Genomic DNA, 26,998 nt, shown 5'->3' on the forward strand with positions numbered 1-26,998 from the left:
CCGGTTTGTGACATTTTCATCACCCCAGGTGTTAGGTATAATTAAAATACCAGAGTTTTCCTAACACCTAACACCTAACACTTAAAAAAAACTATTCTTTTCTGTTCAGCGCATAGTCAGCGATATGTAGCAGAATGTCTTTTGTTTTTGAATCACCAAACACCGAAAGGGCTTGTTTTGCGTTTTCAATGTGCTTTGCCGCCACCTGCTCCGCATACACAAGTCCCCCGTATTTTTTTAACATTTCCACCAGGGTCTCAAAATCCTGAACAGAAAAATTTTCATTTTTTATTATATTTTCCATGGAGATGCGATGTTCAGGAGCAGCCGCTTTCATGGAACAGATCACTGGCAGCGTCAGTTTTCCTTCTCTCAGGTCAGCCCCGAGTTCCTTTCCCAGAGATTTGGTATCTGCTGTATAATCAAGAAGATCATCTGCGATCTGAAAAGCAATCCCTAAATTAAGGCCGTAAGTTGAAAGCGCCTCTTCCTCTTCCGGAGATGCATCTGCCATTACCGCCCCCACACGACATGTTCCCTGGATAAGCATAGCCGTTTTTCTTTGAATAATTTCCATGTACTCAGCTTCTGAAAGATCAGGATTTCCTTTTCTCATCAGTTGCTGGATTTCTCCCTGGGACATATTCTCAGTGACATCCGCTATGATTTTGATGATTTTCAGATACCCTGTTTCAGTTCCGATGGAAAGGGAACGCGCAAGCAGAAAGTCTCCCACAAGAACCGCTATGGAATTCCCCCATACAGAATGAGCAACAGGTTTTCCCCGGCGTAATGTCGCACTGTCTATAAGATCATCATGCAGAAGAGTGGCTGCGTGCAGATATTCAAAAACAATGGAAAAAGTCTTGACGTAATCGTCGCCATAACCGCAGATTCTCGATGAAAGCACCAGCAGCAGGGGTCTCAGTCGCTTACCACCGCTGAACAGTATGTGACTGGCGACCTGACGCACCACATCAATATGGGGACCTAAATTTTCCTGAAGAGCAGTTTCAATATCTCTGAGGTCATCTTTCACTTCATCAAGGAGCTTATGCTTCAGATTGCTCATAGCGATTCTCCGATAAGATCATACTCAAGTGTGTCTGTGATTTTTACGCTGACAAAACTTCCAATCTCCAATTCCCCTGTTCCTTTCTGTTCTGTTTCTGAGGACTCGGAAGTGCGGATATATGTGATCCCGTCCACTTCCGGAGCCTGAAAAGCTGTCCGGCCTGTAAAAAGATTCTCTTCTGTTTTTTCTTCCACCAGGACAGTGAGGTTTTTTCCCAAATATTTTTCATTATTTTCCGAGGATATTTCCAGCTGACACGACATGAGCCGGTCATACCGTTCCTGAGCCACATTTTTCGGAACATGCCCCGGAAGCTGGTGAGACGCGAGGTCTTCGGAATCAGAATAGATGAATGTGCCCAAGTTGTCGAAACGGACATCTTCAGCAAACCTTAAAAGCAATTCAAAATCCGCATCAGTTTCTCCCGGAAATCCCACAATTACGGTGGTTCGGAGCGACGCATCCGGTGATAAGAACCGGATATTGTCAAACAGCCTGTAAAGCGATTCCCGCGAGTAATTCCGTCCCATCTGTTTCAAAACAGCGGCACTGGCATGCTGGATCGGAATATCATAATAAGCGCATATGTTATGGCGTTCCGAGACAGTTCTGATCACCGATTCGCTGATGCTGTCAGGATGGCCGTACAAAAACCGGATCCATACACTTTCAGATATATCTGAAATTTCTTCAAGCAGGCGGCCAAGATCAGCATTCTGATTCAAATCTTTTCCATAATTTGTTGTATCCTGAGCAACCAGCGTCAGTTCTTTTACACCGGATTCAATTAAAAAGCGTGCCTCAGCGACAATATCTTCAACGGGCCGGCTTCTCTGCTTTCCCCGAAGTTTCGGAATAATACAATAGGTGCAATGCCTGTTGCATCCCTCCGCAATTTTGAGATAAGTTTGAAATTTGAAACTTGAAACTTGAAACTTGAAACTTGAAACTCGGGAGCCGAATCCTGACAGATTAGGGTCTGGCAAAAGGCACATTGAACTCCCGATTTTCGATTTTCGATTTTCGAGTTTCGAGTTTCGAGTTTCCAGTTTCCAGTTTCCAGTTTCGAGTTTCCAGTTTCCAGTTTCCAGTTTCGAGTTTCCAGTTTCCAGTTTCCAGTTTCCAGTTTCCAGTTTCCAGTTTCCAACTGCCTGTACAATTTTGTCAAAAGCCCCGGTTCCCAGGAAAACATCCACTTCCGGCAGTGCGCTGACAATATCTTCTCTGAAGCGTTCGGGGAGGCATCCGGCAACGATAAGACGCTGGCATGATCCGTGTTTTTTCAATTTTGCCAGTTCAAGAATCGTGTCAACGGATTCATCCACGGCAGACTCAATAAAGCTACAGGTATTTATGATAATGACATCGGCCTCGGCAGGTGTCTGGGTAACGGTCCATCCGGCTCCTGTAAGTTGGCCCAGCATGAACTCACTGTCAACAATATTTCTCGCACATCCGAGACTCACCAAGTGTACTTTCATTGATTATTTTCTAAATTTTCTCAAAGACCTTTGAAGTTAAAAAAAACGACAAGGTCTGAATATAATGTTTCCTGAAAAATTTTCAAGGATTTTAATAACAGCCATGGCCCTTTGGCCACAAGCAAATATAAACTTTAAGCGTTTTTCCTGACACTTAATACCTGACACGGTCGTTAAGGTTCCGTATCCTGTTGAAGCCGAAAAGATTTCACTCTTTTTTGCAAAAAAATTTTTAATTCCTCAATTGCCTGTTTTCGCAATTCGTTCCCATTTTTACCATTAAAAAAATACACATTGACACTGGATCCGAATTGTTGTCTGTTTTTTAATTTGAACTTAATTTCAGGAAAATATTTTTTATGTCCTTCTTTCCTGAAAACGCATTTTATTCTGTCCCAGTTTATAACAATTCCAAATATTGAAACGATAGTAAAAATGTCAATGACAGATATGTTTTGTCTCACTAGAAGCGTTGCAGCGTCTGTTCCCACGGCAACAGCCAGACTGAATATTATTTTAAACAGCACCCTTACCAATTTTTTTAATGGTCTTTCCGGAGTCACAATGACACTGTCATAAGGCGTTTCAACAGTTGCAAGGTCAGACCACAGTCCAAAGGTTATTGCCAAAGCCTGGCCTAATGATTTGTATCTGCTGCCATAAGCTCTTCCGAATTTAATTGCGTCCTTAACTGACAATCTTACCTGTTTTTTATAGTGATAAAAACCTCCCCCGTTATCAATAACAGATATTCTTTTATATTTTCCCAGTACAATCTTAATCACACAAAAGGCAACGCCCTGTTTTACGTGCTGATGAACATTTTCCAGCAGCCCGGCCGCGGCACAAATTTCCCTTTCTTTTAAAATCGAACCGTAACGTGTGGTTATATAATCATAAAATTGTTTATAATCATTTCCTTTCACAGACCAGAAATCAACATTAAGATTTTTAAGACTTGTTTTATCTGCTTTGGGACCGGCCGTCACCAATACATATGTGTAGGGCATTTTTTCCAGTTGATCTCTGAGGCGGCTAAAAGTTTTCCAATCCCCATTATTTTCATAATAAGGCATCGCTTCTTCAGCCTGTTGTATCAGCTCATCTGTTTCTGTAAAGAAATCTTCAAGTTCCCTGTCATCTGTCTGGTCCATTTTCTACCTTTCAGAAATTGAGTTATCATTTCCGGAAATCAATGCGGCCCGATACAATTTCCCCTGTATTATTAGTTACAACAATCTGCTTCGAAGTATTCATTTAGAAATTTCAATTTTATAACAGGTATCTTTTATTTGACAGTTTACACTTTACTGTAAACTACTTTTCAGCTTTTGCGAAGGATGCCTTATCGTCAGCAGATCAAAAAAGTTTTCAGGCCCTCGCGGGGCAGACAGAACGGAGAAAAAACCCGGCTTTTTCCGGCGGGGGACACTTCATCCGGGGAAAAAAGCCGGGTTTCTCCGCTGTCCGGCGCACAGCCCGAAAACTCTTCGGTCTGCCAGATAATATATCATATCATCTCACTGCCATTAAGTCAGGCTTTCCGGAGTGCGAAAATTATTTTTCACACCCTCGCCTGAAACAGCTTTTGCCACCTCGGATGATTTTTAATTTTAATGGCAGTGAGGCAGAGTTCGGGAACAAGCATGGTTATTTGCTTTTTATCGGCTTTGGTAAGTATATCAGTTCTTCATTTGCTTTAGACCCGTTTTCTATCAGTTTTGACTTGTTCAGAAAACCCATCTTAATCAGATGGCACATATTACAATTATTCGTTCTTTCAGTGGATTTTCTTATCACATGAGGCATGGTATCGTAGTAATTGGGTACGGTGTCATATTTTTCCATCTTTATACCGACCTTCCCAAAAGTGTCTCTTACCGTAGGAACAGCTCTCAACGTGGTAATTTCATCTTTGTTCCTCGGATTCCGGCCCAGAATAAAACCCGCTTTTGATTTTCCACCTTTGCCTAAATGGCAGTTGTAACAATTTTTATAAGTTGACAGCGCGTGGCAGGCTGTGCAGCTGACCTTGTCCTTATGTTTTTCATGCGCCTGCTTTGCCTTATCACTCTTTTCTTTTCCCGGAGGATGGCAGGTCACACATTCAGGTTTGTTTTTTACGTCTCTTCTTGATGTATAGGCATTTCCATCTCCGTGAAACTCATTTTTTTTGTGGCAGTCCAGGCACATCATTTTCTTTTCAAAATGCACATCCTGAACCACACCATACTGCCCCGTGAATTCAGGATACACCCTGCCGCCATGACAAAAGCCGCATGTTTTCACCTCATCACGTCTGACAAATTTATGACCTTTGAGAAGCCCTGTGCATATCACACCGATTTTAGGGCCTTTCACATGGCAGTCACCGCATGAGGCATGGCAGCTTCGGCATGATTGCTGAAAAACTTTTTCATCAAAGATTTTTGCTTCCTTATCTGAAAATCTGGCAACAGCGCCATGTCTCAGACCGGCTGTTGTATAATGAAGGGAAGTTTTGTATCTGTCTGCAATCTCATAGTGACACTCACCACATACATTCACATCATCAGAGGGTCTTTTTATCAGTCCTTTGTGAGCATCTTCTTTATTATGAGCATTTTCATTCCCCTTATGACAGAAGCCGCATCCCTGGGCAAAATGCTCATCTTCATCTGTCAGATTTTTGTCCACTAAAAAACCTTTGTACATCTCTTCCGCCCTGACCGGAGGAAGTATGCCGGCTCACCCTTCGCCTTCTTCTGCTTTGAAATTGATCTTGGGAGGCATATAAAGGGATCTGATTTTCTTTTCGTCCGTATGACATTCAATACACCCGTTCACGTTTTTTAAAGAGTAAACATTTTTCACCAAACAAATAAAACACACAAAAACAACCAGAAATATTGTTGCAAACACAAACAGATGTGCTTTTATCCTGGACAAAAACAACCTGATGATTGTCATATTACAGTCTTCCTCTCATATAAACATTTATGAAAAGAAGCCCGGTTTTTCACCCCCGGAGATGAAAAAAAATCTGCTTAAAAAACCCGGCTTCTCAGTTATATTTTCATGGTAAAAAATCATAAAATTTTGTCTGATAAGTACTTGATCAAAAGTTTTTTATACATCTTTTTTTCTGTGAACGGCGGAGAAACCCGGCTTTTTTCTTCAGGGCCGGCGAATCATATTCCGGGAAAAAGCCGGGTTTCTTCCCCGGGCAAATATCGAAAACTTATGGTTAGGTACTTACTTCCTATCGGGAAATTTTTAAATTCCCCCTGAGCGAGTATCAGCAGATCGAAAATGATCCCAAATCGGTTCCGGGAGATTGGAAAATCAGCGGGAAAGGCCTGGGATTTGTCAATCCCAGGCGAGCATTTTTAGAGTATTTTCAACTTACTAAGTATGAAAAATAATCAAAAGATTAATACGGATGGAATTCCCTTACACGATATTTTCCATCTTCGTTGAAATTCTTATGGTACTCCGTAATCACAAATTTCCCCGCGAATTGGTTCACCACAGGATGCCCTGCCTTTACCCATCCGACAAGACCGCCTTTGACAGCATGGATATTTTTGTATCCGTATTTGTAGAGAAAACCAGCCACATAAAAACTGCGATGCTCGGTTCTGCACAACAAATATATTTCAGCGTTGGGATCTTTGATTTTTCTCGGAATGGTGTACATATGCCCGGCGTGAATATGATCCGAGCCTTCAATGTGGAAGGCATAAAACTCAGGATGGGTCCTGCAATCAATTATATACGCATTTTTCTTGCCCGCGAGAACTTCGTCATGAATCTTTTTAAACTCATCAAGCCCTACGACCTTGTCTTTCGGCACCAGTGCTGCAAATTCATCATATATTTTCTTTTCATTCACTTGCAAATCCTGGGCCTGGACAGAACTGAAAATTCCTGCCGCCAAAAGTATGGCGGCCAGTAGTGTAACGATTTTTTTCATTTTTTCATTTCCTCCTAATTAAAAGATACAAGTTGAACATATTTTTAGCCTAAAAAAGTTATCACACCTCCTTTTTCTGATAATTTTTCTCACCATCACTCACTTTTTCACTATTATAAATTTTTATAATCAAAAGAAAAAGTTATATATCCATTATCAGGTTATTCCTTTATCTTCAGACCTCAGTGTATTTACTATAATAAATTGAAATAGTAATAAGTTATTCTGATTTATCAGCCATTAAAAGATAAAGAATCTTATTTACTGATAGCAAGACAAGTAAATTACTATTCACTCGATGATCAGGTCTTCTGACCCGGTCCGAACAAAAAGCTTGTCATTCCTGGGAAAGCAGGAATCCGTTTTTGGCAGATGGGGCGTTCCGGGAGCGGTGAAGTCCTGCTTTTACAGGCTTCAGCAAGCTCAGACTTCGGCAAGCTCAGTCGGCTCGTCGAACGGAATGACAGAAAAACTTGATCATCGAGCATACAAGTAATTTGAATAGTAATTTATAATAGATATATATCAAATAGTTAATCTGATTATCTGATATTAAAATTTAATGCTGATAACTATTTAATATTATTTGATATAAATCCAATAAGAATTCATTTTTATTAATCGGATAATGGATATATATCATATAAAAAAAAATATTGTCAATCAGGAATATTCTTATGTTATCACTCGATGATCAACTATCAGCAGGTTTTTCCGCGGCTTGAGCGTCTGCGATATTCAAAAGTTGAATATCCTGATTTATGGACAGATATGTTCATACAGAATATGATAAACAGAGTATGAATATCAACTAAATTTAATATAATTTCAAATGATTAATGTCAGATTTATACCATTGCCCGGCCAAGTTTATAAATATTTTTTGTAAAGCGTAAAATTTGCTATTGACAGAAGCAATAATCTCTGTTAGAACGCCTCTCAAGTTATGGGGCTGTAGCTCAGCTGGGAGAGCGCATGACTGGCAGTCATGAGGTCAGGGGTTCGATCCCCCTCAGCTCCACCAAAAGAAAACAAGGGGTTATGATACTTTTATCATAATCCCTTTTTTTGTTCCTGCGATTTTGTCCCTAAATAAAAGTCGGTGATGTTCCAAAGCCGGACTCGATTCGATATTTACTGAATTGATTCAAATGGTTAAAAAGTTCAAGTCCAGTTTCAGAACACTTCCCCTAAAATTACACATAAAAAGAGAAACCTTCCGACACTGCTGATTTTGCTGAAACAAAATCCTGACCAGGTGAGCGCCGGTCACTACGACCTTTCAACAGGAAAAAAATATATATCCGTGACATTCTCACGCATAAAGAATATGACAGAAACAAATGGAGGAAATGAGATGTTACCCCGTCAGACAATAGAGAATTTTGAGCAAATTTCGGAGTTTGTCTTTGTTCCGAACAGCGAAAGCGAATATGACCGGATTCTTGAGCTGCTCGACGAGATTACAGACATAGTGAGAGACGATGAGAAACATCCGTTGGCAAATCTGATGGATGTGCTCGGCGTGCTGATAGAAAATTATGAAAACCGGTTCATTCCCGAACCTGTGTCAAAACCGGCAGATGTTCTGAGGCACTTTATGAAGGAACACGGCCTGGAATCAGAAGACCTTCCGGAACTTGGCAGTCAGGAGGCTGCGCTTGACATATTAAACGGGACAAAAGAACTGAATCTGAGACAGATCAGGGAACTGAGCAGGCGGTTCAATGTTCCGGCATCTGTGTTTATCTGAGATTACCGAGCATTTCTGTGATGCTTATGGTGAAACTGAATGCTCTTTTTTTAAAATCCTGTTAGTAAGTTATCAGCTTTCTCCCTGGAAAGAAACCTCTGGCGTTTATTGTCCCCCTGTGGAAATTTGACACGGGTGACCGGGTTTTCTCCGGTAAAAACATAAAAGTCACAGGCCTGATTAAAAACCTGTCTGACCACCGCCAGACAATACCGGATTGTCCGGGGGGAAAGGTGTTCTGTTTTCTTCTTGATGCGTTCCAGATCAAAAGGGGAAATTTCCGGAAAGGTCTTGTTGCCGATAACAGGAGCTATGTAATCCCGGAAAAGGTATTGTTCTGTGTCACAGCTTATCTGACCTTTGTTTTGTCTGGCAACTGGCAGATAAGTTCATAGAAAGGGGTAAGAAAAGGAAAAAAATTTCCTTATCCGATTTCCCTGCACTTTTAATAAGTTGTCATCGAAACGCCCGTCTCAGTGTACTTATAAATTTAAAAAACAGGTGACTTCGTTTCCGCCATGACCGTCTGACAAGATTATCAAACATTTTCTCTCTCAGCCCCCTGGATATTTCCAACTGCACTCCCTCACCGGTCCGGCATCGGTTACATATGTTTTCAGGATGCCGGGCACGCAAACCCGCCTTTGTACATATCTCGGCATTAAATCCCTCTTTCTTCAGGGTCTGCCTTATTTTTTCCATGAGAGTCTGATTCCTGCCTCCGATAAAAATCTCATCCCCTTTTCCATGGTATCCGTGAATTGAAAGAACAATGTCGGCATTTTCTGCGATTCTGATCCCTTCTGGCTCGTCAAATTTGTTGCTCGTAATATGTAAGACCCCATTTTTTTTCTTTTTTATCCCCTTAAAAGCATAAAAACTGTGTCTGCCGCCGGCTATCCCGTCTGCAATATCAACGGTTCCAGGCTCTATGCCTCCGCCGTGAGGCGCGATGACGGCAATACCAGAATAGCCTTCTCTGGAGAGGATTACATAATCTTCCCCTTCCTTTTCATGTTGCTTCAGATCGTCGTAGTTTGCGTATTTATCCATTTTTTATAAAAGAGGTGTTAGGGTGTTAGGGTGTTAGGTGTTAGGGTGTTAGGGTGTTAGGTGTTAGGGTGTTAGGGTGTTAGGTGTTAGGGTGTTAGGTGTTAGGTGTTAGGTGTTAAGTGTCAGGCGGTTTCCGAAAAAAAAAGTTCGTAGTTCCGCCTTTAGGCGGTGTGAGACCGCCTAAAGGCGGAACTACGAACTGGTAAAATCGTCTTAGATGGTTTTAAGGTGTTCAGGGATTTCTGCCAAACTGCAAGTTTGGCACTCCGGATCGCTTAATTTCTTAGGATTGATAAAGCCGATGGTTTGAATTTATCGATCCGAACTGAACAAAGGGGCAGGCATTCGCTCTTCTTAACACCTAACACCTAACACCTAACACCTAAATTTTTCAAACCTGCTTTCCACAGAAAGGGCAATACTGAAAATCCTGATGCAATGCCCTTCCGCAGTGCTTGCACGTTTTGTCCTGTTTGTCCAACCAGTCATTATATTCGTCTCCGAATTCGTGCATATTTCTTTCACATTTTTCACACATGATGAAAGGTTCCCCTTTTTTAACTCTCAGAATCGGAATGAAAAATAAACTGAAATAATGGTCTGTCCGTCTGTAATAAGCCTGGGCCAGACCGCATACGGGACACAGTCTGGGTTTGTCATCAAGCGTTTTTATTTTTGGGGAAATACCGGCGATAAGGAACATTTTAAATTGCCTCGTTTGGTGTTCGGTGTTTGGTGTTCAATGTCCGGTGTCTGGCTAAGGACTGAAATTAAACACCAAACACCCTGTCACATCAGAAATCTCTTGGTTTACAAATGATTTCCCGTATCCGCATGTCAAAAAGATCAGACTGGTTGGCAGGTTTTAAGACCAGGGCGGTATCCGCCCCTCTTGATGTCCCGCCGATGGAAATGATATCATTTCCTTTGAGAGTTCCCGCATCCGTAGCCATGATGGACACTTCCACAGCAACCTTTGTGCCATGGCCGAAAAGTCTCAGTGTGTCGGCAATCAGCAACACAGGATAACTTCCCGTGTATTTTTTGGCAATGGATCGTTCCACACCGGACAGGGCGTGGGTTGCCGACACAATCCTCACCCCTTTTTCTTCCAAATCTTTTTTCACACCATCCGACATCATATTTTGAAATGGTTTTTTTAAACCACAGTGATACGTTACCGAGATAATCTTGAATCCGTCAAATATTTCCAGGGCTTTGTAAGCGGTGTCCCCCATGGTGGAAGCTAAGACCACCTCGTTTAATCCCAGTTCCTTTCCCCGTTCATATGCGAGTTTCAGTGTTTGCTCAGTATTAACTTTTCCCGGTTTGTCAAAATACATACTATCCTCCTGTTTAGATTTGGTTGAAAAAGTAGGTTGCATTGTATAAGAATTAGCGTCATAGTCAACAGGATTCCGGAGACTTTCGAAATTTTAAGCTGCCTTATGTTTTCTGTTTCGGAAGTCTGAAGAAAGAATTATAAATTGAAAGGAGATAGTTACGCATGATCATTGATTTTCACACACACATTTTTTCTAAACAGATCCGTGAAAACAGGGAAAAACATTTTCCTTCTGAACCAGCTTTCAAGCTTTTGTATGATTCACCCAAATCAAAACTTGTCGGGGCTGATGAACTGATCATTTCCATGGATGATCAGGAGGTGGATGTATCTGTTATTTTCGGGTTTCCCTGGAAAGATTCAGAAACATTTAAAAAAGAAAATGATTATATCATGGAAGCCGTTCAGAGATATCCAAATCGTCTCATTGGGTTCTGTTGTTTTGATCCCTTTCATAAGGATGCCCCTTCGGAAACAGTACGATGTCTTGACAGCGGGCTTTCAGGGGTGGGTGAACTTGCGTTTTATCAGTCCGGCATTGATGAAGCATCCCGGAATCATTTGGAACCGATTATGGATATCTGCCGGGAAAGGGACCTCCCTGTCCTGATTCATACCAATGAGCCGGTGGGTCATATGTATCCGGGCAAAACCCCGAACACGCTGGGACAGATTTACAGTCTTGCCAAACAATTCCCAGATAATAACATTGTGCTTGCCCACTGGGGAGGAGGCATATTTTTCTTTAATCTTCTTAAAAAAGAAGTAAAGGAGACGCTGAAAAATATCTGGTTTGACACCGCGGCCTCCCCGTTTCTTTATGATCCTGAAATCTACAAGACCGCCCTCTGGTTCGCAGGAGAGGATAAGATTCTGTTTGGCAGTGACTTTCCGCTGTTAAAGCCGTCAAGATATTTTAAGGAAATTGAAAACGCCGGGGTGTCAGAAAATGGCAGGAAACGTATTTGCGGGATCAACGCGGGAAATCTGCTTAAAATTTAAATCTGTTCCCTTGGTACTTTGATGGACTGAAGGGACCTGAGGATTGGCTCTGCCTTATCCTTATGCTCAGGGGAAACAAGCACAACTTTTATAGGCGCGTTTGATATCAGTCCGTCACAGGGATTTGTCAACGTGCTGTCTTTGTAGCATTGACGGTTATTGTCAGATGCCATGAAAAGAAGAACATCTGTCAGATTGCCGGAAAAGCCCTGGGCGTCAATGTGTTCGATGAACTGTAAGAACACATTATTCACAGCGATAACGAACGGCTCTGTGTCCGCATATCCGGTTTCACTGCAATTTTGTTTTGAAACAAAACATCTGCATCCGAAAGGTCTTACCGGATACACAGGGCATTCGTTATCTGTTAAAAAAGGGCACCTTCCCCATGAGGGATCATTTTCCTCTTCCGGAGGCTCGTCTCCCCGCATACAAATCTCCGCAAGCTGGTTTGTCGTGGTCAGGGGCTGAAATCGTTTTTTATGTGACGCATCTTTAAGTTTTTCAAATAAATCTGATTTCCCATTTGAAATCAGATAGTGGGCAATTTTGTATCCCTCAAGGGTCGTCAGGGTTACATTTCGGGTGCAGCACTGAGCGCAGTATTGTTTGCACGCCACGTCCAGAGTTGCTGCAAATTCATCATAAATTTTGTAAATCTGATTTAAAACAACTAATTTTGTGTCCAAATTCATTGATTAGATTAACCCTCAGTAAAGTAAAGGAGTGCGGAAATTTTATTTTCGCAAAACACTTTGCGAAAATAAAATTTCCGCACTCCTTTGTTTGTATTTTCTTCCGCACTCCTTTGTTTGTATTTTCTTCCGCACTCCTTTGTTTGTATTTTCTTCCGCACTCCTTTGTTTGTATTTTCTGTTGCGGCCCGAATTTTATTATTCCATTACCAGAAGCATCACCCGCCGGTTTTTTGAACGGTTAATTTTATTGGTGTTGGGTACAACGGGCTTTTCTTCGCCATAAGAAAAAGTACTCATTTTATGGAGCGGGATATTGTGTTCAGTGTAAAGATAATTTCTAACGGTTTCGGCCCTGTCATGCCCCAGCTTTAAATTGTATTCCTTGGAACCAATGTTATCTGTATGTCCCTGAATCTCGATAAAAATATCTTTGTTTTGTGCTAACAGGACATTGGCAAAAACATTGATGGCCAATTTGGCTTCTTTGGAAAGCTCCTTTTCATTATAAGCAAAGAAAACAGACTCATCAGACATTGTCACCTCATAAAGCAATTTGCCGACAGCCAGTTTGCCTGCGGTTTCAGCCCTTGCCAATGCCTCTTCAACCACACTCAGTTCCGCGATTCTCTCTTTTTGCTTTTCTACGGAGTCTTTTAAACCGCTAATCTCTTTCTGATTTTCCCCTATCTCTTTCCAGACTTTGCCGATATCCTCCTCCATTTCTGTCCGGAACGATTTGATTTCAGAGCTTAATTGCTTATTTTTAACGGATGATAGCAATCTGATGTTTTCATCAACGTATTCATTAACGTATTTTTTTGTGGCACATCCGAGCATTCCTGATAAGCTAATGCTGGCTATGGCAAAAAAAACAAAGAAATATCTTCCCATCATTCATCCTCCTTTGAAACTTGAAACTGGAAACTTGAAACTGGAAACTTGAAACTGGAAACTGGAAACTTGAAACTCGGAACTCGGAATTTGAAACTTGAAACTTGAAACTTGAAACTCGGAACTCGGAATTTGAAACTTGAAACTTGAAACTTGAAACTCGGAACTCGGAATTTGAAACTTGAAACTTGAAACTTGAAACTCGGAACTCGGAATTTGAAACTTGAAACTTGAAACTCGGAACTCGGAATTTGAAACTTGAAACTTGAAACTTGAAACTCGGAACTTGAAACTTGAAATTCGGAGGTTCTGCGGATTTTCTTCTGTGCATATGCATATAAGAAATATAACTCCCTGTATAATTTCTTATGGATAAGGCGATTTAAATATGCCAGGCATGTTTTTTTCCGGAAATCGCCTAAGCGTTCCGAGGGTTCGGAAATCTCAGAACGCTTTGAAACTGTGTTTTGTCTAACTGGTTTTCCTAAGCAATTCTCTTGCCACTTCAATATCATACGCTTCGTTTGGATTAAACCCCTCTCCTTTATACATGGCAGAGGCTTGTCTGATGGCGTCATAAGACACCCAGCCATGCTCTTCCCAGAGGTTCGGGTCATCCGAATTCCACAGTCTGAAACAAGTCCCTTCCCCTGTCTCACGGACATACATGCGAACGTGAGTGTTCTGGGGAAAGGGATGATAATATAAACCTCTTTCGTCTTTCATTTATGTTACTCCTTATTTTATATTAAAAAGTGGGAATGTCAATCCTGCGTCCCACTTCTCACTTTATCTGTGCGAGTTTTTTCACACGCAGCAATCCGGGACTGTTGTGCATATACATAAGCGGGGAAGAATATCCCGCGTTCAGAAAATAATGTTCCAGCGTATCAAAAAGCACGATTCTGTCCGGCCATGTATATTGTTTTTTACGCTGCTTTAATTCTTCCCATATGGTTTCAGTACCTGGTTTTTCTCCGAACACTGTTTTCTGAGCCTGATCACAAAGAAACATTTCACAGACAATGGGCTTCAGATGCCACATACATCCGTTTTGTCCGAGATAAACGCATTTGGACCCGTTATTGGGTTTTTGAAGCACTGTCATCAGGGCTTCAATTTCCTGTTTTTCAGATAACAGAACATTGATGACCACATCTGCAAAAAAAGTAATAATCCCCTCACGGGAGCAGCACGCACTCAGCTTGCTTTCATAGCATTTCTGAGTGCATATCTCGCCGAAATATTCAGACTGAAAAGATTCCACGTCCTTACGAAAGGAAAGGTAGTCTGCTGTCATTGCCTTTAATTGCTGCTTTTCTGAAAGAGAAATGGTCTCAAGATGCCGACTGACTTCGACAAGTGTTTCTAACTGCTCTTTTTGATAGTCGTTGTTACTCATATGTTATACTGCGATTTTTTTCCATAATAATTGCCTGACACTCGGCAGCGCGCTGTTGCGTTCAGGCGAAAAAGGTGTTTTTATCTGATATGTCTTTTAAACTCGTGACTCATAACTTTTGATTAATAGGTTAAAACTCCCACATTACCGGATTATCATCCAGATGGTCAGTGACCGTGCGCCCTATGGTGTCTATTTCCGCCAAATCCTCGTCAGCCAGGGACACATCGGCTGCTTTTGCGTTTTGTGTGGCTTGTTCGGCATTGCGTGCCCCGGCAATAGCGCAGACTCCCGGATGGGAAATCACCCAGGCCAGGGCCAGCTGCCCGAGACTCACCTGATTCTCTTCCGCTATGGGTCGCAAACGGGTCAGTGCCGCTTGTATCCGCTGGTAATTTTCCGGTTTGAACAGTTTGCTTTTCGAACGATGATCCTTTTTGGCAAATTTATGATCAGGGCCGAATTTTCCGGTCAGAAATCCCTGGGCCATAGAAGAGTAAGCCATAATGGTAATGTTGTTTTCAACGCAATAAGGCAGGGTATCTGCTTCCACATGCCGCCAAAACAGGGAATACGGCGGTTGGAGACTGGAAATTTCACTGTATTGACAAGCTTCCGCTAACTGATCACGGGAAAAATTGGACACACCGATGGCCCGGATTTTTCCCTGGTGCCTGAGTTCATTCATGGCTCCCAGGGTTTCTTCAATGGGAACAGTTTTACCGCCAAAAGAACCGGAGGGCCAATGAATCTGGTAAAGGTCAATATGGTCGGTTCCGAGGTCTCTGAGGGACTGATGGCAGGATTCAAAAACCTGGTCGCGTTTAAGACGGTTGGCAAACACCTTGGTTGCCAGAACAACCTCATGTCTCACATCTTTCAATGCTTTTCCCACGATTTGCTCTGAATGACCGTCTCCGTAAACTGTGGCAGTGTCAAAGGTGGTGATGCCTGAATCAAACGCCGCCCGCATGGCTTTGACGGTCTCAGTATCGTCAATTCCTGCCCACATTTTCTTACCTGCCTGCCATGTGCCCATGATAATTGATGAAATTTTTATGTCTGACTGACCGAGTGATCTGAATTGCATGATTGTCTCCTGATTCTGATATGTTTCCTATTCCTTTACCGTAAAAATATAACTGAAAAGCCGGGTTTTTTTAACCTGCTCTCTTTTCGTCTCCGGCAAAAAACCCGGCTTTTTCTCCGACAAAAACCCGGCTTTTTTCCCGGAATGATTCGCTGACCCTGAGAGAAAAAGCCGGGTTTCTCCGCCGCTCGCGGAAAAAAGAATGTATAAAAAAACTTTTGATCGGGTATTTATAACCGAAAAGCCGGGTCTTTTTAAGCGACTCTTTTTTTATCTCCGGTGAGAAACCCGGGTTTTTAAAACCCGGCTTTTTCATGAGCGTTTAATTCACAAAGATATTCTTCTATGTTATTCGATATCAAAAATAAAGGATATTGAAAATTTTTGATTGAAAAACAGATTTTTTTTAATAACTGGATTAGCTATCCGGGCGGGTAAGACTCGCACCATCGCATCATCATCGCATGGGTGAATTCAGAGCATGTTTGAAAAGTGATATGCCCCGTGTTTCCGAGGAACGTAGGGTGGGTGGAGCGAAGCGCAACCCACCGTTACATCATTTGTAATGATGGTGGGTTGCGCTTCGCTCCACCCACCCTACGTTTTTTGTATCGGGTATGTTATTTATTTCGAGTTCCCTTATTTTATTTCGTTGGTTCCCATAGCCATATTTTTGGCTTCTTCCAGGTTCAGAGAGAATGTCAACCCGCCTGATGTCACCGCTACAACAGGATTTTCACAAGTCGTATCACTGAAATTCAACTCAATGTCATTAAGGGTCAGTGTGCCTGATACGGGGATACAGCAGGTGGCATCCGGCTTAATGTTGCTGAATGTGCAAACATAGCTCTCATCACCGGACATCATTGTTGTCGAGCCGCTGACACCGGTCTCAGAACTGTAAGAAAACGTTAATGGAACTGTCACATCGGACTGGCCTATGGAAAATGTATTCTGAGATTCCCCGCTCACGGAAAATGTACTCATGTCCTTATCATAGATCATGGTGACAGTGCCATTAAGATTCTGCCCGCAAACTGCCATATTATCGAAAATATGAGTTGCGCTAATCTGGTCCCCTTCAGCAGACAATGTTGTCTGTGAATTTCCGTGAATAACGCAATCCCCCTTTGTGACATTATCAAACGCCACTGAGAAACTCCCGGCAGATGGTGTTACTTTTACGGTTCCGCTGACACCGTCACATCCGGCATCCCCGCTGAAAGTGAACACAATAACAGACTGCCCCTCCATCTCAACGGTTCCGCATGCAAACAGGTTCTTTAATGCATTACAGATCAGCAGGGTTGCAGTATCTCTTTTCTTTGATGTTGCCTTATCCAACCCCATATAATTCATGACACTGACCATTTCCTGTAAGCCCTGTACTGTTTTTTCATTGTCCGCCAAGGCCAAAGCCGCGGCATTTGTAACATCTTCCAGGGACTCCCTTTGTTCATCACTCATCGGATTTATTATTCCGGCCGCTACCTGCAATGCCCAAATCGCCTCGGCAAGTCCGATTTTGCCATCATCATTAATATCGCCATTAAGCTGCGCGTGTGCGGATTGCCCCATAAAAATAAACGCGCACATAATGACTGCCACATACAAAAGATATCTTTGGCCTAACCATTTTTTTCCTTTCATGATATTTTTCCTTTCGCTGGTTGGTTATGAAAAAATAATAAAAAAAAGGCTTTTTATATATCAATAAACAGTGGTGATTTGTCAAGAAAATTAATATCAGGATTTTTTTAGGAAATCATTTGTCAGATCAAAACCTTTTCTCTTGATCAAATCACTTTTTTTCTTTAGAGTTAGTATTTATGGGTTACATTTTCAATTATAATGATGCCATTGCTTATGAACAGTGGTGTAATGAGGCGAAAAATAAACGCGCCACTGAGCTTGAAAACCGGCTTATGCTCAATATGCTTGAACCGGTACAGGGAAGTCGTGTGCTTGATATCGGTTGCGGAACTGGCGCGAGCCTGTTTCCTTTTATTGAAAAGGGCCTTTTGACGACAGGGCTGGACCCCTCACCGGATATGATTGATATTGCCTTAAAAAATTTAGGACACCGTGCGGACCTGTATCGCGGATTTGCCGAAGACCTTCCTTTTGATGATAATTTCTTTAACCAGGCCTGTCTGGTGAAGAGTCTGGAGTTTGTCGAAGATCCCAAAAAGGCAATTGAAGAAGCTTGCAGGGTTGCAAAAGACAAAATTTTCATTGGTGTGCTTAACAGATATTCAATCAGGGGAACCCGTTTGCGAGTCCGGCGAATATTTACAAAAAGCCTTTATGATCATGCGCGTTTTTTCAGTATTTGGGAATTGGAAGAAATTATACGGGAGCTTTTGGGAAATGTCCCTATATCATGGCGGACCGTATGTCAGTTTTCTGCCCCGACCGGAAGAATTTCCCACACCATAGAACATTCCAATCTTGTACAAAAATGTCCTTTCGGAGCTTTTACCGGCATGACTGTCACTCTTATTCCCCGTTTCAGAACCAGACTCCTTGAACTTCTTCGCCACCCCGCGTCCGAGGGAGGGGCAGTGGCAGGTTTGGCAAGAGCGAAGGAATTGAAAATTGAAAATTGAGAATTGAGAATTGGGAATTGAGAACTGGGAATTGAGAATTGAGAATTGAAAACTGAGAAAGGCATCAGAACCTCGCATTGGCACAGATTTTTTTTAATCTGCGAAATCCGTCAAATCCGTGTTAATCCGTGGTTCAGAACTGCTGTTATCGGATTTTAAACAAATAACGGAGACCCAACATCATGGAAGCGTATCTTTATGAGCCTTTGGAGGACAGGAAAGTCAGATGCAACCTTTGCAATCATCGCTGTATTATCAAAGAAGGCAGACGCGGCATATGCAATGTCCGGGAAAACCAGGCAGGTATTCTGAAAAGCCTGGTGTATGGGAAACTCATTGCCCAGCATATTGATCCTATTGAAAAAAAACCGCTGTTCCATCTGCTTCCGGGGAGCCTGTCCTATTCCATTGCGACGGTGGGCTGCAACTTCAAATGTATGTTCTGCCAGAACGCAAATATCGCTCAGATGCCCACTGATCATAAGGGGCTGATAATGGGCGATCCCTGCACACCGGAGGCGGTTGTCCGTGCTGCCGAAGCCGGAAACTGCAAAAGCATTGCTTACACCTATACCGAGCCGACCATATATTTTGAATTTGCTTTTAATACAGCCAAGATCGCTCACGAAAAGGGAATCAAAAATGTTTTCGTAACAAACGGCTATATGACATCCGAGGCCCTGGAGATGATATCGCCTTATCTGGACGCTGCAAATGTTGATCTGAAAGCCTTTAATAACGAGTTTTATAAAAAATTGTGCGGGGCAAAACTGGAACCTGTCAAAGAGAGTCTGAAGAAAATGAAATCTCTCGGTATCTTCGTGGAGATCACAACACTGCTGATTCCGGGTCTGAACGACGACAAAGAAGAGCTTGAAGGTCTGGCTTCATTTATCGCAGAAGAACTGGGAATTGAAACGCCCTGGCATATCAGCCGGTTCCATCCGACATACCGCCTGACTGACCGGCCCCCAACACCGGTCCCAACCCTTGTCATGGCCCGTGAAATCGGTATCAAAGCGGGCCTCCGATATGTCTATGTGGGGAATGTTCCCGGGGAGAAAGGGGAAGATACGTTTTGTTATCATTGCGGGGAAACCCTGGTTGACCGATGGGGGTTCAGTATCAGAAAAAATCTGATAAAGAACGGCGTGTGCAGTTATTGCGGCTCAGAAATTGACGGTGTGGGGTTGTAACTACAATTGATAATTGATAATTGATAATTGATAATCAGTAGGTCAAAATTTTTTGAGCTGCAAAGAAACCCGGCTTTTCCGGCTGAGGAAAGCGCCCCGTCCGGAGAAAAAAGCCGGGTTTCTTCCCCGCAAATCGGTTTTTCCCCATAAGGAACGGAAAAGATGGCATACAGCGAATTTGATCTGGACACGGTTACGAAATCGTTCAACTTGACGATAGAGCATGAAAAGCTGTTTGAAAAGATAAAGCAGACAGGGGTTAGTTCATGGCTTGAAGAATCCCTTGAAAAAGGCTTAAAATTATCGCTGGGCAGTGAAAAAGCACGGGCAGAATTTATTGTCGCACCGGTGCTGCTCGCCAGCAGAGAATTAAGCCATGACAGTTTTTATCTTTATTCGGGTCAGAATCTGGATATTGATCCTGAAAGAGGGCTGAAGGGCAACTGTGATTTTATTCTGACCAATTCACCGCCTTCGCCCACAATGCAGTCCCCCATTGCAGTCATCACAGAGGCGAAGAAAAATGATATAGAAGGAACGTTGGGAGAATGTATTGCCCAGATGCTCGGGGTAAGGTTATACAGAAGGATAATCTCCTTATTCCTCTATCGTGCGGCCTGGATGCTGGGAACAAAATATTCTGAAAAACAGGGCACCCGTGAGCTAAGGACAATTTTTGGCTGTGTCACAACAGGCGAAACCTGGCAGTTTTTAAAGCTCAGGGGCAAAACTGTTTGGATTGACAGCGACCGCTATTATATAAATAAGGTGGATAAAATATTAGGTGTTCTTCAGGCGATTGTCAGCTATTATAAAGAATGAAAATCAGACCATTTTTGTTTCTTTATCTCGGTTTGTGGCCTCCCCCTGTAATCAATACTGTTGACTTTAAGGCTGAACAGGTTTTCCGGTATTCTCTCCGGAGTGCGAAAAATACTTTTTCGCAATTGCAAAAATAAAATTTTTGCACTCCGGATCCGTCCGGCACTTCTTAAGTCAACGGTATTGCCCCTGTAATACCCTGTGTAATATGTTATTCAGTTCTTTCTTCATACAAGGCTTGGGTATGGCCCCCGCAAAACCGTATTCCCTGAAATTCATCATTACCGGATCATTTGAATACCCGCTGGAAATAATTGCTTTTACTTCAGAATCAATTTCTTTCAGTCTCCATACCGCTTCTTTTCCTCCCATGCCGCCTCGTACGGTCAGACCCAGGATAACCGCGTCAAAAGGCTCACCAGATGTTTTGGCTTTTTCATATAAATCAATCGCTTCTCCCCCATCCCGGGCAAATTCTGTCTCGCATCCTAAACGATCCAGCATCTGTTTTAAAAAATTTCGAATCATCTCCTCATCATCCATCACAAGAAGCTTCTTTTTTCCTTTTTCAGCAGCAACAGGCACAGAATTTACTTTTACATTCCTGGGTTCAGCAGTTTCTTTTTCAGAAGCAGGAAGATAGATATGGAAGGTCGTCCCCACACCTGGTTCAGATTCCACCGCAATATGTCCTTTATGTTTTTTGACCACAGAGTAAACGATGGCAAGCCCCAGTCCCATTCCTTTCTGAGTGCCCTTCTCTTTGGTGGAAAAATAGGGATCAAATATCATGGGGAGATGTTCCTCAGAAATGCCGCTTCCTTTATCTTGAAGGGATATTTTTACATACTTTCCGTGTGCTAAAAATAAGACATGTTCTCCTTTTTCCGCATCCACAACAAAATTCTCCGCACACACATTAATTGTTCCTCCCTCCGGCATGGCCTGATCCGCATTCATTGTCATATTACTGATGACATGCCTCATCTGCGCCTCATCATATTCAACCCGCCACAGGTCATTCGGAATATTAAACTCACAACTCACGTTGGAACCTGTCAGCACCAGCTTCACCGATTCTTTTAGGAAGTCCGCGATTGAATCTGTTTTTTTTGTCGAGAATCCGCTTTTTGAAAGGGTAAGCATCTGATGCGTGAGATATTTCGCACGCAATGTCGCTTTTTCGGCCTCATCTAAAAAACCATAAATATCAAAGCATTCCGGTCTTATATCCTCTTTTGCCATATTAATATTGCCTAAAATCACAGATAAGAGATTATTATAATCGTGGGCAATGCCCCCGGCAAGAATAGCAACAGATTCAAATTTTTTGGCTTTCAGAAGTTCTTGTTCCATTCTGGCTTTATAAAACGCCATTTCAATATTGGCGTACAATTCGCGATCCTCAAAAGGCTTGAGGAGATACCCGAACGGCTCGGTTATTTTTGCTCGGTCAAGCATCTCTTTGTCTGAAAAAGCAGTGAGATAAATAATCGGGATATTGAAACGCTTGCGTATCTGATTTGCCGCTTCAATGCCGTCCATAGGCCCTTTTAACATGATGTCCATCAGCACCAGGTCCGGCTTTTCTGTCTTTGCTTTTTGGATCGCTCTTTTTCCCGAGGGCGCCACGCCGCAGACGACGTAACCCTCTTTTTCCAATTTGGCCTGCATATTTTCGGCAATAACATATTCATCTTCTACAATCAGAATTCTTGCCTTTGTCATGTCTCAATCCCCTTTTTTTGAAATTAAGAATTCGGACAGTGTCAAACTGAAGATTAAAAAAATCTTAAATCTTAATTCCTGATTCTTTACCGTGAAAATACATTTTGAAAAGCCGGTTGAAAAGCCGGGTTTTTTATCTGAAAATATTTTCATAACCGGGGGCGAAAAACCCGGCTTTTTCATAAGCGTTTATTTCTAATTATTTTTCATTTTGGAATTTAATGATAAATTCAGTTCCGCTGTTCCTGTTCAGTTTCAATTCACCGTCCAACTGATGTTCGGCAAAACCTCTGACAAGTTTTAATCCTAAGGATGAAAAATTGTTTACGTCCCTGTCTTCCGGTATCCCGACCCCGTTGTCACTGACAGTCAGTTCAATTTCATCATTTTCCCCTGAACACAGGGATACTCTGATTTCACCGGTCCTCTCCTCCGGAAAAGCGTATTTCAGGGAATTGGAAATCAGTTCGTTAAGAATGAGGCCGCAGGGAATTGCAATGTCAATTCCCAGGGAAACATCCTCGATATCTGTTTTCAATCTGACTCTGGTGTTACTGATTTTATAAGACTTAAACAGTGTCCTTGTCAACTCATTAAGATAGGTTCTGAAACCAATGTCTGACAGACTGTCGGACTGATAAAGCTTTTCATGAACAAGCGACATGGATCTGACACGATCTCTGCTTTCCCTGAATAATTTAAATGTATTTTCATCCCCGGCATATTTGCACTGTGTATCAAGAAGGCTCGATATCACCTGCATATTGTTCTTAACCCGGTGGTGAACTTCTCTCAGAAGCACTTCTTTTTCCCGAAGGGCGACGCTGATCTGTTCATTGGCCCGCATCAGTTCATCTCTGGCTTTTCTCAGCTCATGCTCCGCTCTTTTACGTTCATTGACTTCTTCATTAAGCTTATCCCGTGACACAGTGACGGCCGCCAGATTTTCCGTCATCTGATCAAACACGCGGGACAGTTCCCCAATTTCATCTTCTGCGGCTGTGGCAATTTTATAGTTCAGGTCTCCCTTGCCAATCATCTCAGCGACTTCACAGAGTTTTTCAATGGGCTTTGCAATTCCCCTGCCGATGAAAGCTGAATTGACAGCGATCATCAGCGCAATAATAAAGACCATGGATAAGACAATCCAAGCCGTGTTCCGCTGGGTGGCAGAAACTTCCCTGCGGCTTATGATGTTCAGCTGTTCGACACTGGTAATAATATTTTGTGATTTTACAAGCAACTGGCTGACAAATCGTTCCTGAAACTCTGCTGAACGTTCTGTCTTTTTATGATTCTTTTGGCTTTGAAAATTATTAACCAGCAGGGGAAAAATTGCCTTCATGTTGTCATGATTGCGTTTTATTTTATCAAATAAAAGTTGTTCCGCTCTGTTTTCAAATGTTATATTTTCAATCAGTGCCGACAGGGCCTCATGTCTCAGATGCCATTGCATTCGGCTTCTTTCTGAGTGTTTCCAAAGATATTCATACGTCACAAGATTGAGTTCAAACGCGTTTCTGACAATCTGGTCAATGCTGCTGCTTTTTTTTAGAACCGAACTGACCTCTTGAAACGTCATCAGTTCTGTCAGTCCGATGAACAGAATCATAAGAACAGAACAAACGGTATTTATTCTGAATTTTGTTGTAATTCGCATAACAAACGCTTTTTATTTTAAGATGGTCATGCTTTCAGGGTAGTGATGTAGTAATGATGATTTAATTTAAAATCAATGAATTATAGTGATGAATGAAAAGCCATATGGCTCCTATATGATTCTCAAGTTTTTTCGAGAAGGAAAGAGTTTTCCGCACCAGCCGGGAAATTCTCTGGCGAAAAGTATTATTTAATCTCTCGATATAACTTGTTTTTCCGCTGTCTTTCGGGACGGATTTATGGCGTTTCGAAGGAAGGACACTCTTATATGGTTTCCAAAAATCTGTATAAATAACAGCGCATTGACGATATACAGGCGGAAGCGAGTTCCAAAGACCTTCGGCACCTTCCGTGTCCCGGTCACCGACATACGCGCCGACAATTTTTCTCGTATCCTCATCGATTGCCAGCCATATCCATACCTTACAATATTTCCCGCCGACAAACGACCACATTTCGTCACACTGAATCGTCGGTAGTCCTGCAAAGGTAGTGATGAATCCCGTTCAGTCCCCTGATTATCAGGCCACTGAATCTCATTCATCACTACTTGTGCAGGACTACCATTCATTTTATCATCTCGCAATCAGAGAATTGAAGAATAAGGATTGACGATTGCAAATTTTCAATTTTCAATTCCCTTGTTATTTTATGATGGTCATATTTGCAGGTTCCGCGTTTTTAAGCGCGTCCGTATAAATAAAATTCAAATAATTGGGAACGGTTGTGCATTCAGTCAGGTTATTTTTTATTGCCCATTCTGACTGATCCTCCAATGTCATCAGAAAAGACTGATCCAATGATATTTTAAAATGGTAGGTTGCGGTTAATTCATTCAGCAGGGAAGGATCAGTCCTGAGATATCGGGCGGCAATTTCACGAGATTTATCCGAATTATTTTGAATAAATTCACAGCTTCTAATAAGTGATCGGACAACTTTTTCTATTATTTGAGGGTTGTTATGCACATAATCATGTCTTGCGGAAACAGCAAAGAAAGGCGAATACAGGCCCTTTGCATAAAATACGCTTCCCCCCTGTCCGAGCATTTTTCGGGCTTTGCACATCAGAGGATTCCATGTTGCGATGGCATCTGCTTCCCCGCTCATCAGGGTATCAACCATCTGCTCCGGTTTCAAATGGACTATATTTATATCATTGCGTGAGATATTGTGCAAGAGCAAAACCGTGTCCAGAAAATATTCCCCGTTTGTGCCGGTAGTTACTCCGATCTTCTTACCTTTCAGATCGTTGGGTGTCAGAATGCCCCTGTCTTTTCTGGCAACAATGGCAAGATGTTTTTTCGCTGTCATCGTGGTGGCAAACGCGTATATTTTTCCTCCGTTCAGAACAGTGTGCATGAACGGCGTTTCCGATGAAATGCCAAAATCTGCCTTTCCTCTGATTACCGCGTCAAGTACGAGGTTTCCATAGGGATAGTATTGTAAGGCAATGTCCAGTCCCTGATCTTTAAAATAGTCTTTTTCCAGGGCAACATAAACAGGATAGCCCGTAAATGAGAGATGTATGATGCCAATCGTTGCTTTTTCAAGAGGCCCGACCGGTTTTCGGAGGGATTTCCAAGCAGACCATATGCCCGCTCCGATTATTGCCATCAGGGTTACGACAAGAGCTATGATGAATGGTCGTTTGGACATGTTCTGTTTCCTTTCGTCGTCTCCGACCCCCAGTGATTCTGACGGGTAAAAGACCGCCGGGGTTTTCAAAATCTCGGCGGCTCACAGTGTTCCGACCTGTCAGAATCATTGCAGTCGCACAGTAATTTTTCAGTTATCCGGACAGGAATCTGATTCACTGTTCAAAGTGTTTCGGAGTTTCAGAAAATTCAGAAGCCCGGACCAGTCTCACCTGTTTTTTTTTTACTTTAAAATTTCAGGACAAATCAGTGGTCTTATTTTGCATGATTGTTCTGTATTTTCCACGACCCCCTGATCTTGCTCACTGGGATTTTTTCTTGACAATGACAGAGGCGAGGTATTATTGATAAAGTTCAGTTTCTGAGTCTGACTAATTAACCTGTCTGAATCAATGTGATAAACATGGATTCGTATCCGGATGTGTGGCACTGCCGAATTTTTTTCTCCTTTTATAAATTCAGCAGATGGGAAATGCTCTCAGCCGCCTCCGGCGGACTGACAGTTCCTCCGAAAAATGCCCGGGCGTTGTCAGTCCCTGGCGAGTATTCGGAGAACACTTTTCATTTTCTGATATGTCGTAACATGTTTTCTTCTGATGGCAAAACTTCTGATTATCCACCAGGGAGCCCTTGGCGATTTTGTGGCAACGTTTCCCGCTATTATCCGGCTGAAAAAAAGATTCTGCCGGACAGATGTCCTTTGTCAGAGCAAGCTTGGAAAACTGGCCTGTGAGCTTGACATTGCAGATCAGTACTTTCCGCTTGAGGCAGCGTCTTTTTCGTCTCTTTACTCGGATGCTGCGGATCCCCGGGTGCAAAATATTCTGCGTACTTACCATGAAATTGTCCTTTTCTCTTATTCGGAACAACTCGGACAGACCATCAATAAAATCACACATAAAAAAGCCTATCTCATCCACCCCCGGGCAGATGTTCATCAGAGAATTCATATCACAGAACATATTTTATCCCACCTTGTGAAATGCGGGCTGGCTGACCCGCTGCCTCCTGTCTCAGAGGGAATTTTCTCATCTGTTTTCCATAGGGACAGAAGAGAGAAACAGTATGATCCTGCAAGAATACTGATTCATCCCGGATCAGGGGGCAGAAAAAAATTCTGGCATCTTTCAAATTTTACGCAAGTTGAAACTGCGCTCAGATCGGACCGCTTCATGCCTGAATTTATACTCGGTCCTGCAGAGCATTTTCTGGCAAAATCGCTTCAGGATCATCAGAACAGGATTGTTCACACGATTTCCGATTTGACAGAACTTGTTTCATTGCTTAAAATAGCCGGTGGTTTTATTGGAAACGATTCCGGTGTGAGCCATCTGGCCGCATTTATGGGACTGCCTGCTGTGGCGGTTTTCGGACCGTCTGATCCGGAAAGATGGCGGCCTGTGGGACGGGCTGTCAGCGTTGTAAGACCTGCTGACCTTGATTGCAGTCCGTGTTTTGAACTGACGCATCAGAAAACCTGTGACAAACAGGAATGCTTTGACAGAACCTCCCCTGAAACCGTTCTCGGCGTTTTTTATGAACTCTGGCAAAAAAATCTGAAAAACCATTATGTTGTGTAAAA

25 protein-coding genes, 1 tRNA gene and 1 pseudogene are annotated in these 26,998 nt (G+C 42.5%); 7 read left to right on the top strand and 20 right to left on the bottom strand.

All coding sequences use genetic code 11. From position 1 onward, the window contains the following. Positions 1 to 91: 91 nt before the first annotated feature. The 6 genes from dnm_RS25970 to dnm_RS25995 form a co-directional block, all read right to left on the bottom strand. Positions 92 to 1,072, bottom strand: a complete 981-nt coding sequence (locus dnm_RS25970) for a polyprenyl synthetase family protein (protein WP_207679796.1) — start codon at positions 1,070 to 1,072, stop codon at positions 92 to 94. Further along, a complete protein-coding gene (gene rimO / locus dnm_RS25975; protein ID WP_207679797.1) occupies positions 1,069 to 2,556 on the bottom strand; it encodes a 30S ribosomal protein S12 methylthiotransferase RimO in 1,488 nt (495 codons plus the stop codon). Before rimO ends, dnm_RS25970 begins: the two co-directional genes overlap by 4 nt. Before the next feature lie 173 nt (positions 2,557 to 2,729). Beyond that, the gene (locus tag dnm_RS25980) at positions 2,730 to 3,710 is read right to left on the bottom strand and encodes a hypothetical protein (protein ID WP_207679798.1); all 981 of its coding nucleotides are present in this window, start codon (positions 3,708 to 3,710) and stop codon (positions 2,730 to 2,732) included. A 496-nt stretch (positions 3,711 to 4,206) separates the two neighbouring features. Next, on the bottom strand, positions 4,207 to 5,250 hold the full coding sequence (locus dnm_RS25985) for a multiheme c-type cytochrome (RefSeq protein ID WP_207679799.1): 1,044 nt from the start codon (positions 5,248 to 5,250) through the stop codon (positions 4,207 to 4,209). A gap of 33 nt (positions 5,251 to 5,283) precedes the next feature. After that, on the bottom strand, positions 5,284 to 5,505 hold the full coding sequence (locus dnm_RS25990) for a hypothetical protein (RefSeq protein WP_207679800.1): 222 nt from the start codon (positions 5,503 to 5,505) through the stop codon (positions 5,284 to 5,286). A gap of 463 nt (positions 5,506 to 5,968) precedes the next feature. After that, complete coding sequence (locus tag dnm_RS25995; protein ID WP_207679801.1) at positions 5,969 to 6,511, bottom strand: rhodanese-like domain-containing protein; 543 nt, start codon at positions 6,509 to 6,511, stop codon at positions 5,969 to 5,971. Positions 6,512 to 7,459: 948 nt separating this feature from the next. Between dnm_RS25995 and dnm_RS26000 the strand changes: the two genes are divergently transcribed. Beyond that, positions 7,460 to 7,535, top strand: a tRNA-Ala gene (locus dnm_RS26000). Between the two features lie 306 nt (positions 7,536 to 7,841). Then, complete coding sequence (locus dnm_RS26010) at positions 7,842 to 8,264, top strand: helix-turn-helix domain-containing protein (RefSeq protein ID WP_207679802.1); 423 nt, start codon at positions 7,842 to 7,844, stop codon at positions 8,262 to 8,264. 456 nt (positions 8,265 to 8,720) lie between these two features. Here the strand turns inward: dnm_RS26010 and dnm_RS26015 are convergent, their stop codons facing one another. From dnm_RS26015 to dnm_RS26025, 3 genes are all read right to left on the bottom strand, one after another. Beyond that, complete coding sequence (locus dnm_RS26015; RefSeq protein ID WP_207679803.1) at positions 8,721 to 9,317, bottom strand: poly-gamma-glutamate hydrolase family protein; 597 nt, start codon at positions 9,315 to 9,317, stop codon at positions 8,721 to 8,723. Positions 9,318 to 9,708: 391 nt separating this feature from the next. Continuing rightward, positions 9,709 to 10,020: a zinc ribbon domain-containing protein gene (locus tag dnm_RS26020; RefSeq protein ID WP_207679804.1), complete on the bottom strand. Its 312-nt coding sequence runs from the start codon at positions 10,018 to 10,020 to the stop codon at positions 9,709 to 9,711. Positions 10,021 to 10,111: 91 nt separating this feature from the next. After that, a complete protein-coding gene (locus dnm_RS26025) occupies positions 10,112 to 10,660 on the bottom strand; it encodes a pyruvate kinase alpha/beta domain-containing protein (protein ID WP_207679805.1) in 549 nt (182 codons plus the stop codon). A 164-nt stretch (positions 10,661 to 10,824) separates the two neighbouring features. On the opposite strand from dnm_RS26025, the gene dnm_RS26030 reads away from it, so the two are divergent. Further along, complete coding sequence (locus tag dnm_RS26030) at positions 10,825 to 11,664, top strand: amidohydrolase family protein (RefSeq protein ID WP_207679806.1); 840 nt, start codon at positions 10,825 to 10,827, stop codon at positions 11,662 to 11,664. Here dnm_RS26030 and dnm_RS26035 read toward each other — a convergent pair. The 7 genes from dnm_RS26035 to dnm_RS26065 all read right to left on the bottom strand — a co-directional run bounded on the left by dnm_RS26035 (position 11,661) and on the right by dnm_RS26065 (position 17,395). Then, the gene (locus dnm_RS26035; RefSeq protein WP_207679807.1) at positions 11,661 to 12,359 is read right to left on the bottom strand and encodes a YkgJ family cysteine cluster protein; all 699 of its coding nucleotides are present in this window, start codon (positions 12,357 to 12,359) and stop codon (positions 11,661 to 11,663) included. The genes dnm_RS26030 and dnm_RS26035 overlap by 4 nt on opposite strands. 198 nt (positions 12,360 to 12,557) lie before the next feature. Continuing rightward, the gene (locus dnm_RS26040) at positions 12,558 to 13,256 is read right to left on the bottom strand and encodes an OmpA family protein (RefSeq protein WP_207679808.1); all 699 of its coding nucleotides are present in this window, start codon (positions 13,254 to 13,256) and stop codon (positions 12,558 to 12,560) included. Next, complete coding sequence (locus dnm_RS26045) at positions 13,210 to 13,590, bottom strand: hypothetical protein (protein WP_207679809.1); 381 nt, start codon at positions 13,588 to 13,590, stop codon at positions 13,210 to 13,212. Before dnm_RS26045 ends, dnm_RS26040 begins: the two co-directional genes overlap by 47 nt. Positions 13,591 to 13,724: 134 nt before the next feature. Next, a complete protein-coding gene (locus dnm_RS26050; RefSeq protein WP_207679810.1) occupies positions 13,725 to 13,979 on the bottom strand; it encodes a hypothetical protein in 255 nt (84 codons plus the stop codon). A 58-nt stretch (positions 13,980 to 14,037) separates the two neighbouring features. Next, positions 14,038 to 14,655, bottom strand: a complete 618-nt coding sequence (locus tag dnm_RS26055) for a hypothetical protein (protein WP_207679811.1) — start codon at positions 14,653 to 14,655, stop codon at positions 14,038 to 14,040. Positions 14,656 to 14,785: 130 nt separating this feature from the next. Continuing rightward, positions 14,786 to 15,745: an aldo/keto reductase gene (locus dnm_RS26060; protein WP_207679812.1), complete on the bottom strand. Its 960-nt coding sequence runs from the start codon at positions 15,743 to 15,745 to the stop codon at positions 14,786 to 14,788. 639 nt (positions 15,746 to 16,384) lie between these two features. Beyond that, complete coding sequence (locus dnm_RS26065; RefSeq protein ID WP_207679813.1) at positions 16,385 to 17,395, bottom strand: hypothetical protein; 1,011 nt, start codon at positions 17,393 to 17,395, stop codon at positions 16,385 to 16,387. A 179-nt stretch (positions 17,396 to 17,574) separates the two neighbouring features. Here dnm_RS26065 and dnm_RS26070 point away from each other — a divergent pair, with 179 nt between their 5' ends. From dnm_RS26070 to dnm_RS26080, 3 genes are all read left to right on the top strand, one after another. Next, positions 17,575 to 18,354 (top strand): class I SAM-dependent methyltransferase, encoded by a 780-nt coding sequence (locus dnm_RS26070; protein ID WP_207679814.1) that lies wholly within the window; start codon positions 17,575 to 17,577, stop codon positions 18,352 to 18,354. Positions 18,355 to 18,536: 182 nt separating this feature from the next. Next, a complete protein-coding gene (amrS, locus tag dnm_RS26075) occupies positions 18,537 to 19,550 on the top strand; it encodes an AmmeMemoRadiSam system radical SAM enzyme (protein WP_207679815.1) in 1,014 nt (337 codons plus the stop codon). 162 nt (positions 19,551 to 19,712) lie between these two features. Continuing rightward, positions 19,713 to 20,372, top strand: coding sequence for a hypothetical protein (locus tag dnm_RS26080; RefSeq protein WP_207679816.1), 660 nt, complete (start codon positions 19,713 to 19,715; stop codon positions 20,370 to 20,372). A gap of 174 nt (positions 20,373 to 20,546) precedes the next feature. On the opposite strand, the gene dnm_RS26085 is transcribed toward dnm_RS26080, so the two are convergent. The 4 genes and pseudogenes from dnm_RS26085 to dnm_RS26100 form a co-directional block, all read right to left on the bottom strand. Further along, a complete protein-coding gene (locus tag dnm_RS26085; RefSeq protein ID WP_207679817.1) occupies positions 20,547 to 22,100 on the bottom strand; it encodes an ATP-binding response regulator in 1,554 nt (517 codons plus the stop codon). 199 nt (positions 22,101 to 22,299) lie between these two features. Further along, positions 22,300 to 23,760, bottom strand: a complete 1,461-nt coding sequence (locus dnm_RS26090) for a sensor histidine kinase (RefSeq protein WP_207679818.1) — start codon at positions 23,758 to 23,760, stop codon at positions 22,300 to 22,302. A 61-nt stretch (positions 23,761 to 23,821) separates the two neighbouring features. Next, a pseudogene (locus dnm_RS26095) lies at positions 23,822 to 24,241 on the bottom strand (IS1 family transposase); the annotation flags it as partial. Between the two features lie 162 nt (positions 24,242 to 24,403). Next, positions 24,404 to 25,417, bottom strand: coding sequence for an ABC transporter substrate-binding protein (locus dnm_RS26100; protein ID WP_207679819.1), 1,014 nt, complete (start codon positions 25,415 to 25,417; stop codon positions 24,404 to 24,406). Between the two features lie 595 nt (positions 25,418 to 26,012). On the opposite strand from dnm_RS26100, the gene dnm_RS26105 reads away from it, so the two are divergent. Beyond that, complete coding sequence (locus tag dnm_RS26105) at positions 26,013 to 26,996, top strand: glycosyltransferase family 9 protein (protein WP_207679820.1); 984 nt, start codon at positions 26,013 to 26,015, stop codon at positions 26,994 to 26,996. Positions 26,997 to 26,998 lie beyond the last annotated feature (2 nt).

Origin of the sequence: Desulfonema magnum, assembly GCF_017377395.1 — a bacterium.
GTDB classification, from domain to species: domain Bacteria; phylum Desulfobacterota; class Desulfobacteria; order Desulfobacterales; family 4be13; genus Desulfonema_C; species Desulfonema_C magnum.

What these genes read in the sequence shown, in the direction of transcription:
- dnm_RS26035 (WP_207679807.1), bottom strand. Translation starts at nt 12,359, where the DNA reads ATGAATTTGGACACAAAATTAGTTGTTTTAAATCAGATTTACAAAATT.
- dnm_RS26100 (WP_207679819.1), bottom strand. Translation starts at nt 25,417, where the DNA reads ATGTCCAAACGACCATTCATCATAGCTCTTGTCGTAACCCTGATGGCA.
- dnm_RS26065 (WP_207679813.1), bottom strand. Translation starts at nt 17,395, where the DNA reads ATGAAAGGAAAAAAATGGTTAGGCCAAAGATATCTTTTGTATGTGGCA.
- dnm_RS25970 (WP_207679796.1), bottom strand. Translation starts at nt 1,072, where the DNA reads ATGAGCAATCTGAAGCATAAGCTCCTTGATGAAGTGAAAGATGACCTC.
- dnm_RS25980 (WP_207679798.1), bottom strand. Translation starts at nt 3,710, where the DNA reads ATGGACCAGACAGATGACAGGGAACTTGAAGATTTCTTTACAGAAACA.
- dnm_RS26025 (WP_207679805.1), bottom strand. Translation starts at nt 10,660, where the DNA reads ATGTATTTTGACAAACCGGGAAAAGTTAATACTGAGCAAACACTGAAA.
- dnm_RS25990 (WP_207679800.1), bottom strand. Translation starts at nt 5,505, where the DNA reads ATGACAATCATCAGGTTGTTTTTGTCCAGGATAAAAGCACATCTGTTT.
- dnm_RS26060 (WP_207679812.1), bottom strand. Translation starts at nt 15,745, where the DNA reads ATGCAATTCAGATCACTCGGTCAGTCAGACATAAAAATTTCATCAATT.
- dnm_RS26020 (WP_207679804.1), bottom strand. Translation starts at nt 10,020, where the DNA reads ATGTTCCTTATCGCCGGTATTTCCCCAAAAATAAAAACGCTTGATGAC.
- dnm_RS26085 (WP_207679817.1), bottom strand. Translation starts at nt 22,100, where the DNA reads ATGACAAAGGCAAGAATTCTGATTGTAGAAGATGAATATGTTATTGCC.
- dnm_RS26055 (WP_207679811.1), bottom strand. Translation starts at nt 14,655, where the DNA reads ATGAGTAACAACGACTATCAAAAAGAGCAGTTAGAAACACTTGTCGAA.
- dnm_RS26040 (WP_207679808.1), bottom strand. Translation starts at nt 13,256, where the DNA reads ATGATGGGAAGATATTTCTTTGTTTTTTTTGCCATAGCCAGCATTAGC.
- dnm_RS26070 (WP_207679814.1), top strand. Translation starts at nt 17,575, where the DNA reads ATGGGTTACATTTTCAATTATAATGATGCCATTGCTTATGAACAGTGG.
- dnm_RS25995 (WP_207679801.1), bottom strand. Translation starts at nt 6,511, where the DNA reads ATGAAAAAAATCGTTACACTACTGGCCGCCATACTTTTGGCGGCAGGA.
- rimO (WP_207679797.1), bottom strand. Translation starts at nt 2,556, where the DNA reads ATGAAAGTACACTTGGTGAGTCTCGGATGTGCGAGAAATATTGTTGAC.
- dnm_RS26080 (WP_207679816.1), top strand. Translation starts at nt 19,713, where the DNA reads ATGGCATACAGCGAATTTGATCTGGACACGGTTACGAAATCGTTCAAC.
- dnm_RS26045 (WP_207679809.1), bottom strand. Translation starts at nt 13,590, where the DNA reads ATGCATATGCACAGAAGAAAATCCGCAGAACCTCCGAATTTCAAGTTT.
- dnm_RS25985 (WP_207679799.1), bottom strand. Translation starts at nt 5,250, where the DNA reads ATGTACAAAGGTTTTTTAGTGGACAAAAATCTGACAGATGAAGATGAG.
- dnm_RS26015 (WP_207679803.1), bottom strand. Translation starts at nt 9,317, where the DNA reads ATGGATAAATACGCAAACTACGACGATCTGAAGCAACATGAAAAGGAA.
- dnm_RS26050 (WP_207679810.1), bottom strand. Translation starts at nt 13,979, where the DNA reads ATGAAAGACGAAAGAGGTTTATATTATCATCCCTTTCCCCAGAACACT.
- dnm_RS26030 (WP_207679806.1), top strand. Translation starts at nt 10,825, where the DNA reads ATGATCATTGATTTTCACACACACATTTTTTCTAAACAGATCCGTGAA.
- amrS (WP_207679815.1), top strand. Translation starts at nt 18,537, where the DNA reads ATGGAAGCGTATCTTTATGAGCCTTTGGAGGACAGGAAAGTCAGATGC.
- dnm_RS26105 (WP_207679820.1), top strand. Translation starts at nt 26,013, where the DNA reads ATGGCAAAACTTCTGATTATCCACCAGGGAGCCCTTGGCGATTTTGTG.
- dnm_RS26090 (WP_207679818.1), bottom strand. Translation starts at nt 23,760, where the DNA reads ATGCGAATTACAACAAAATTCAGAATAAATACCGTTTGTTCTGTTCTT.
- dnm_RS26010 (WP_207679802.1), top strand. Translation starts at nt 7,842, where the DNA reads ATGACAGAAACAAATGGAGGAAATGAGATGTTACCCCGTCAGACAATA.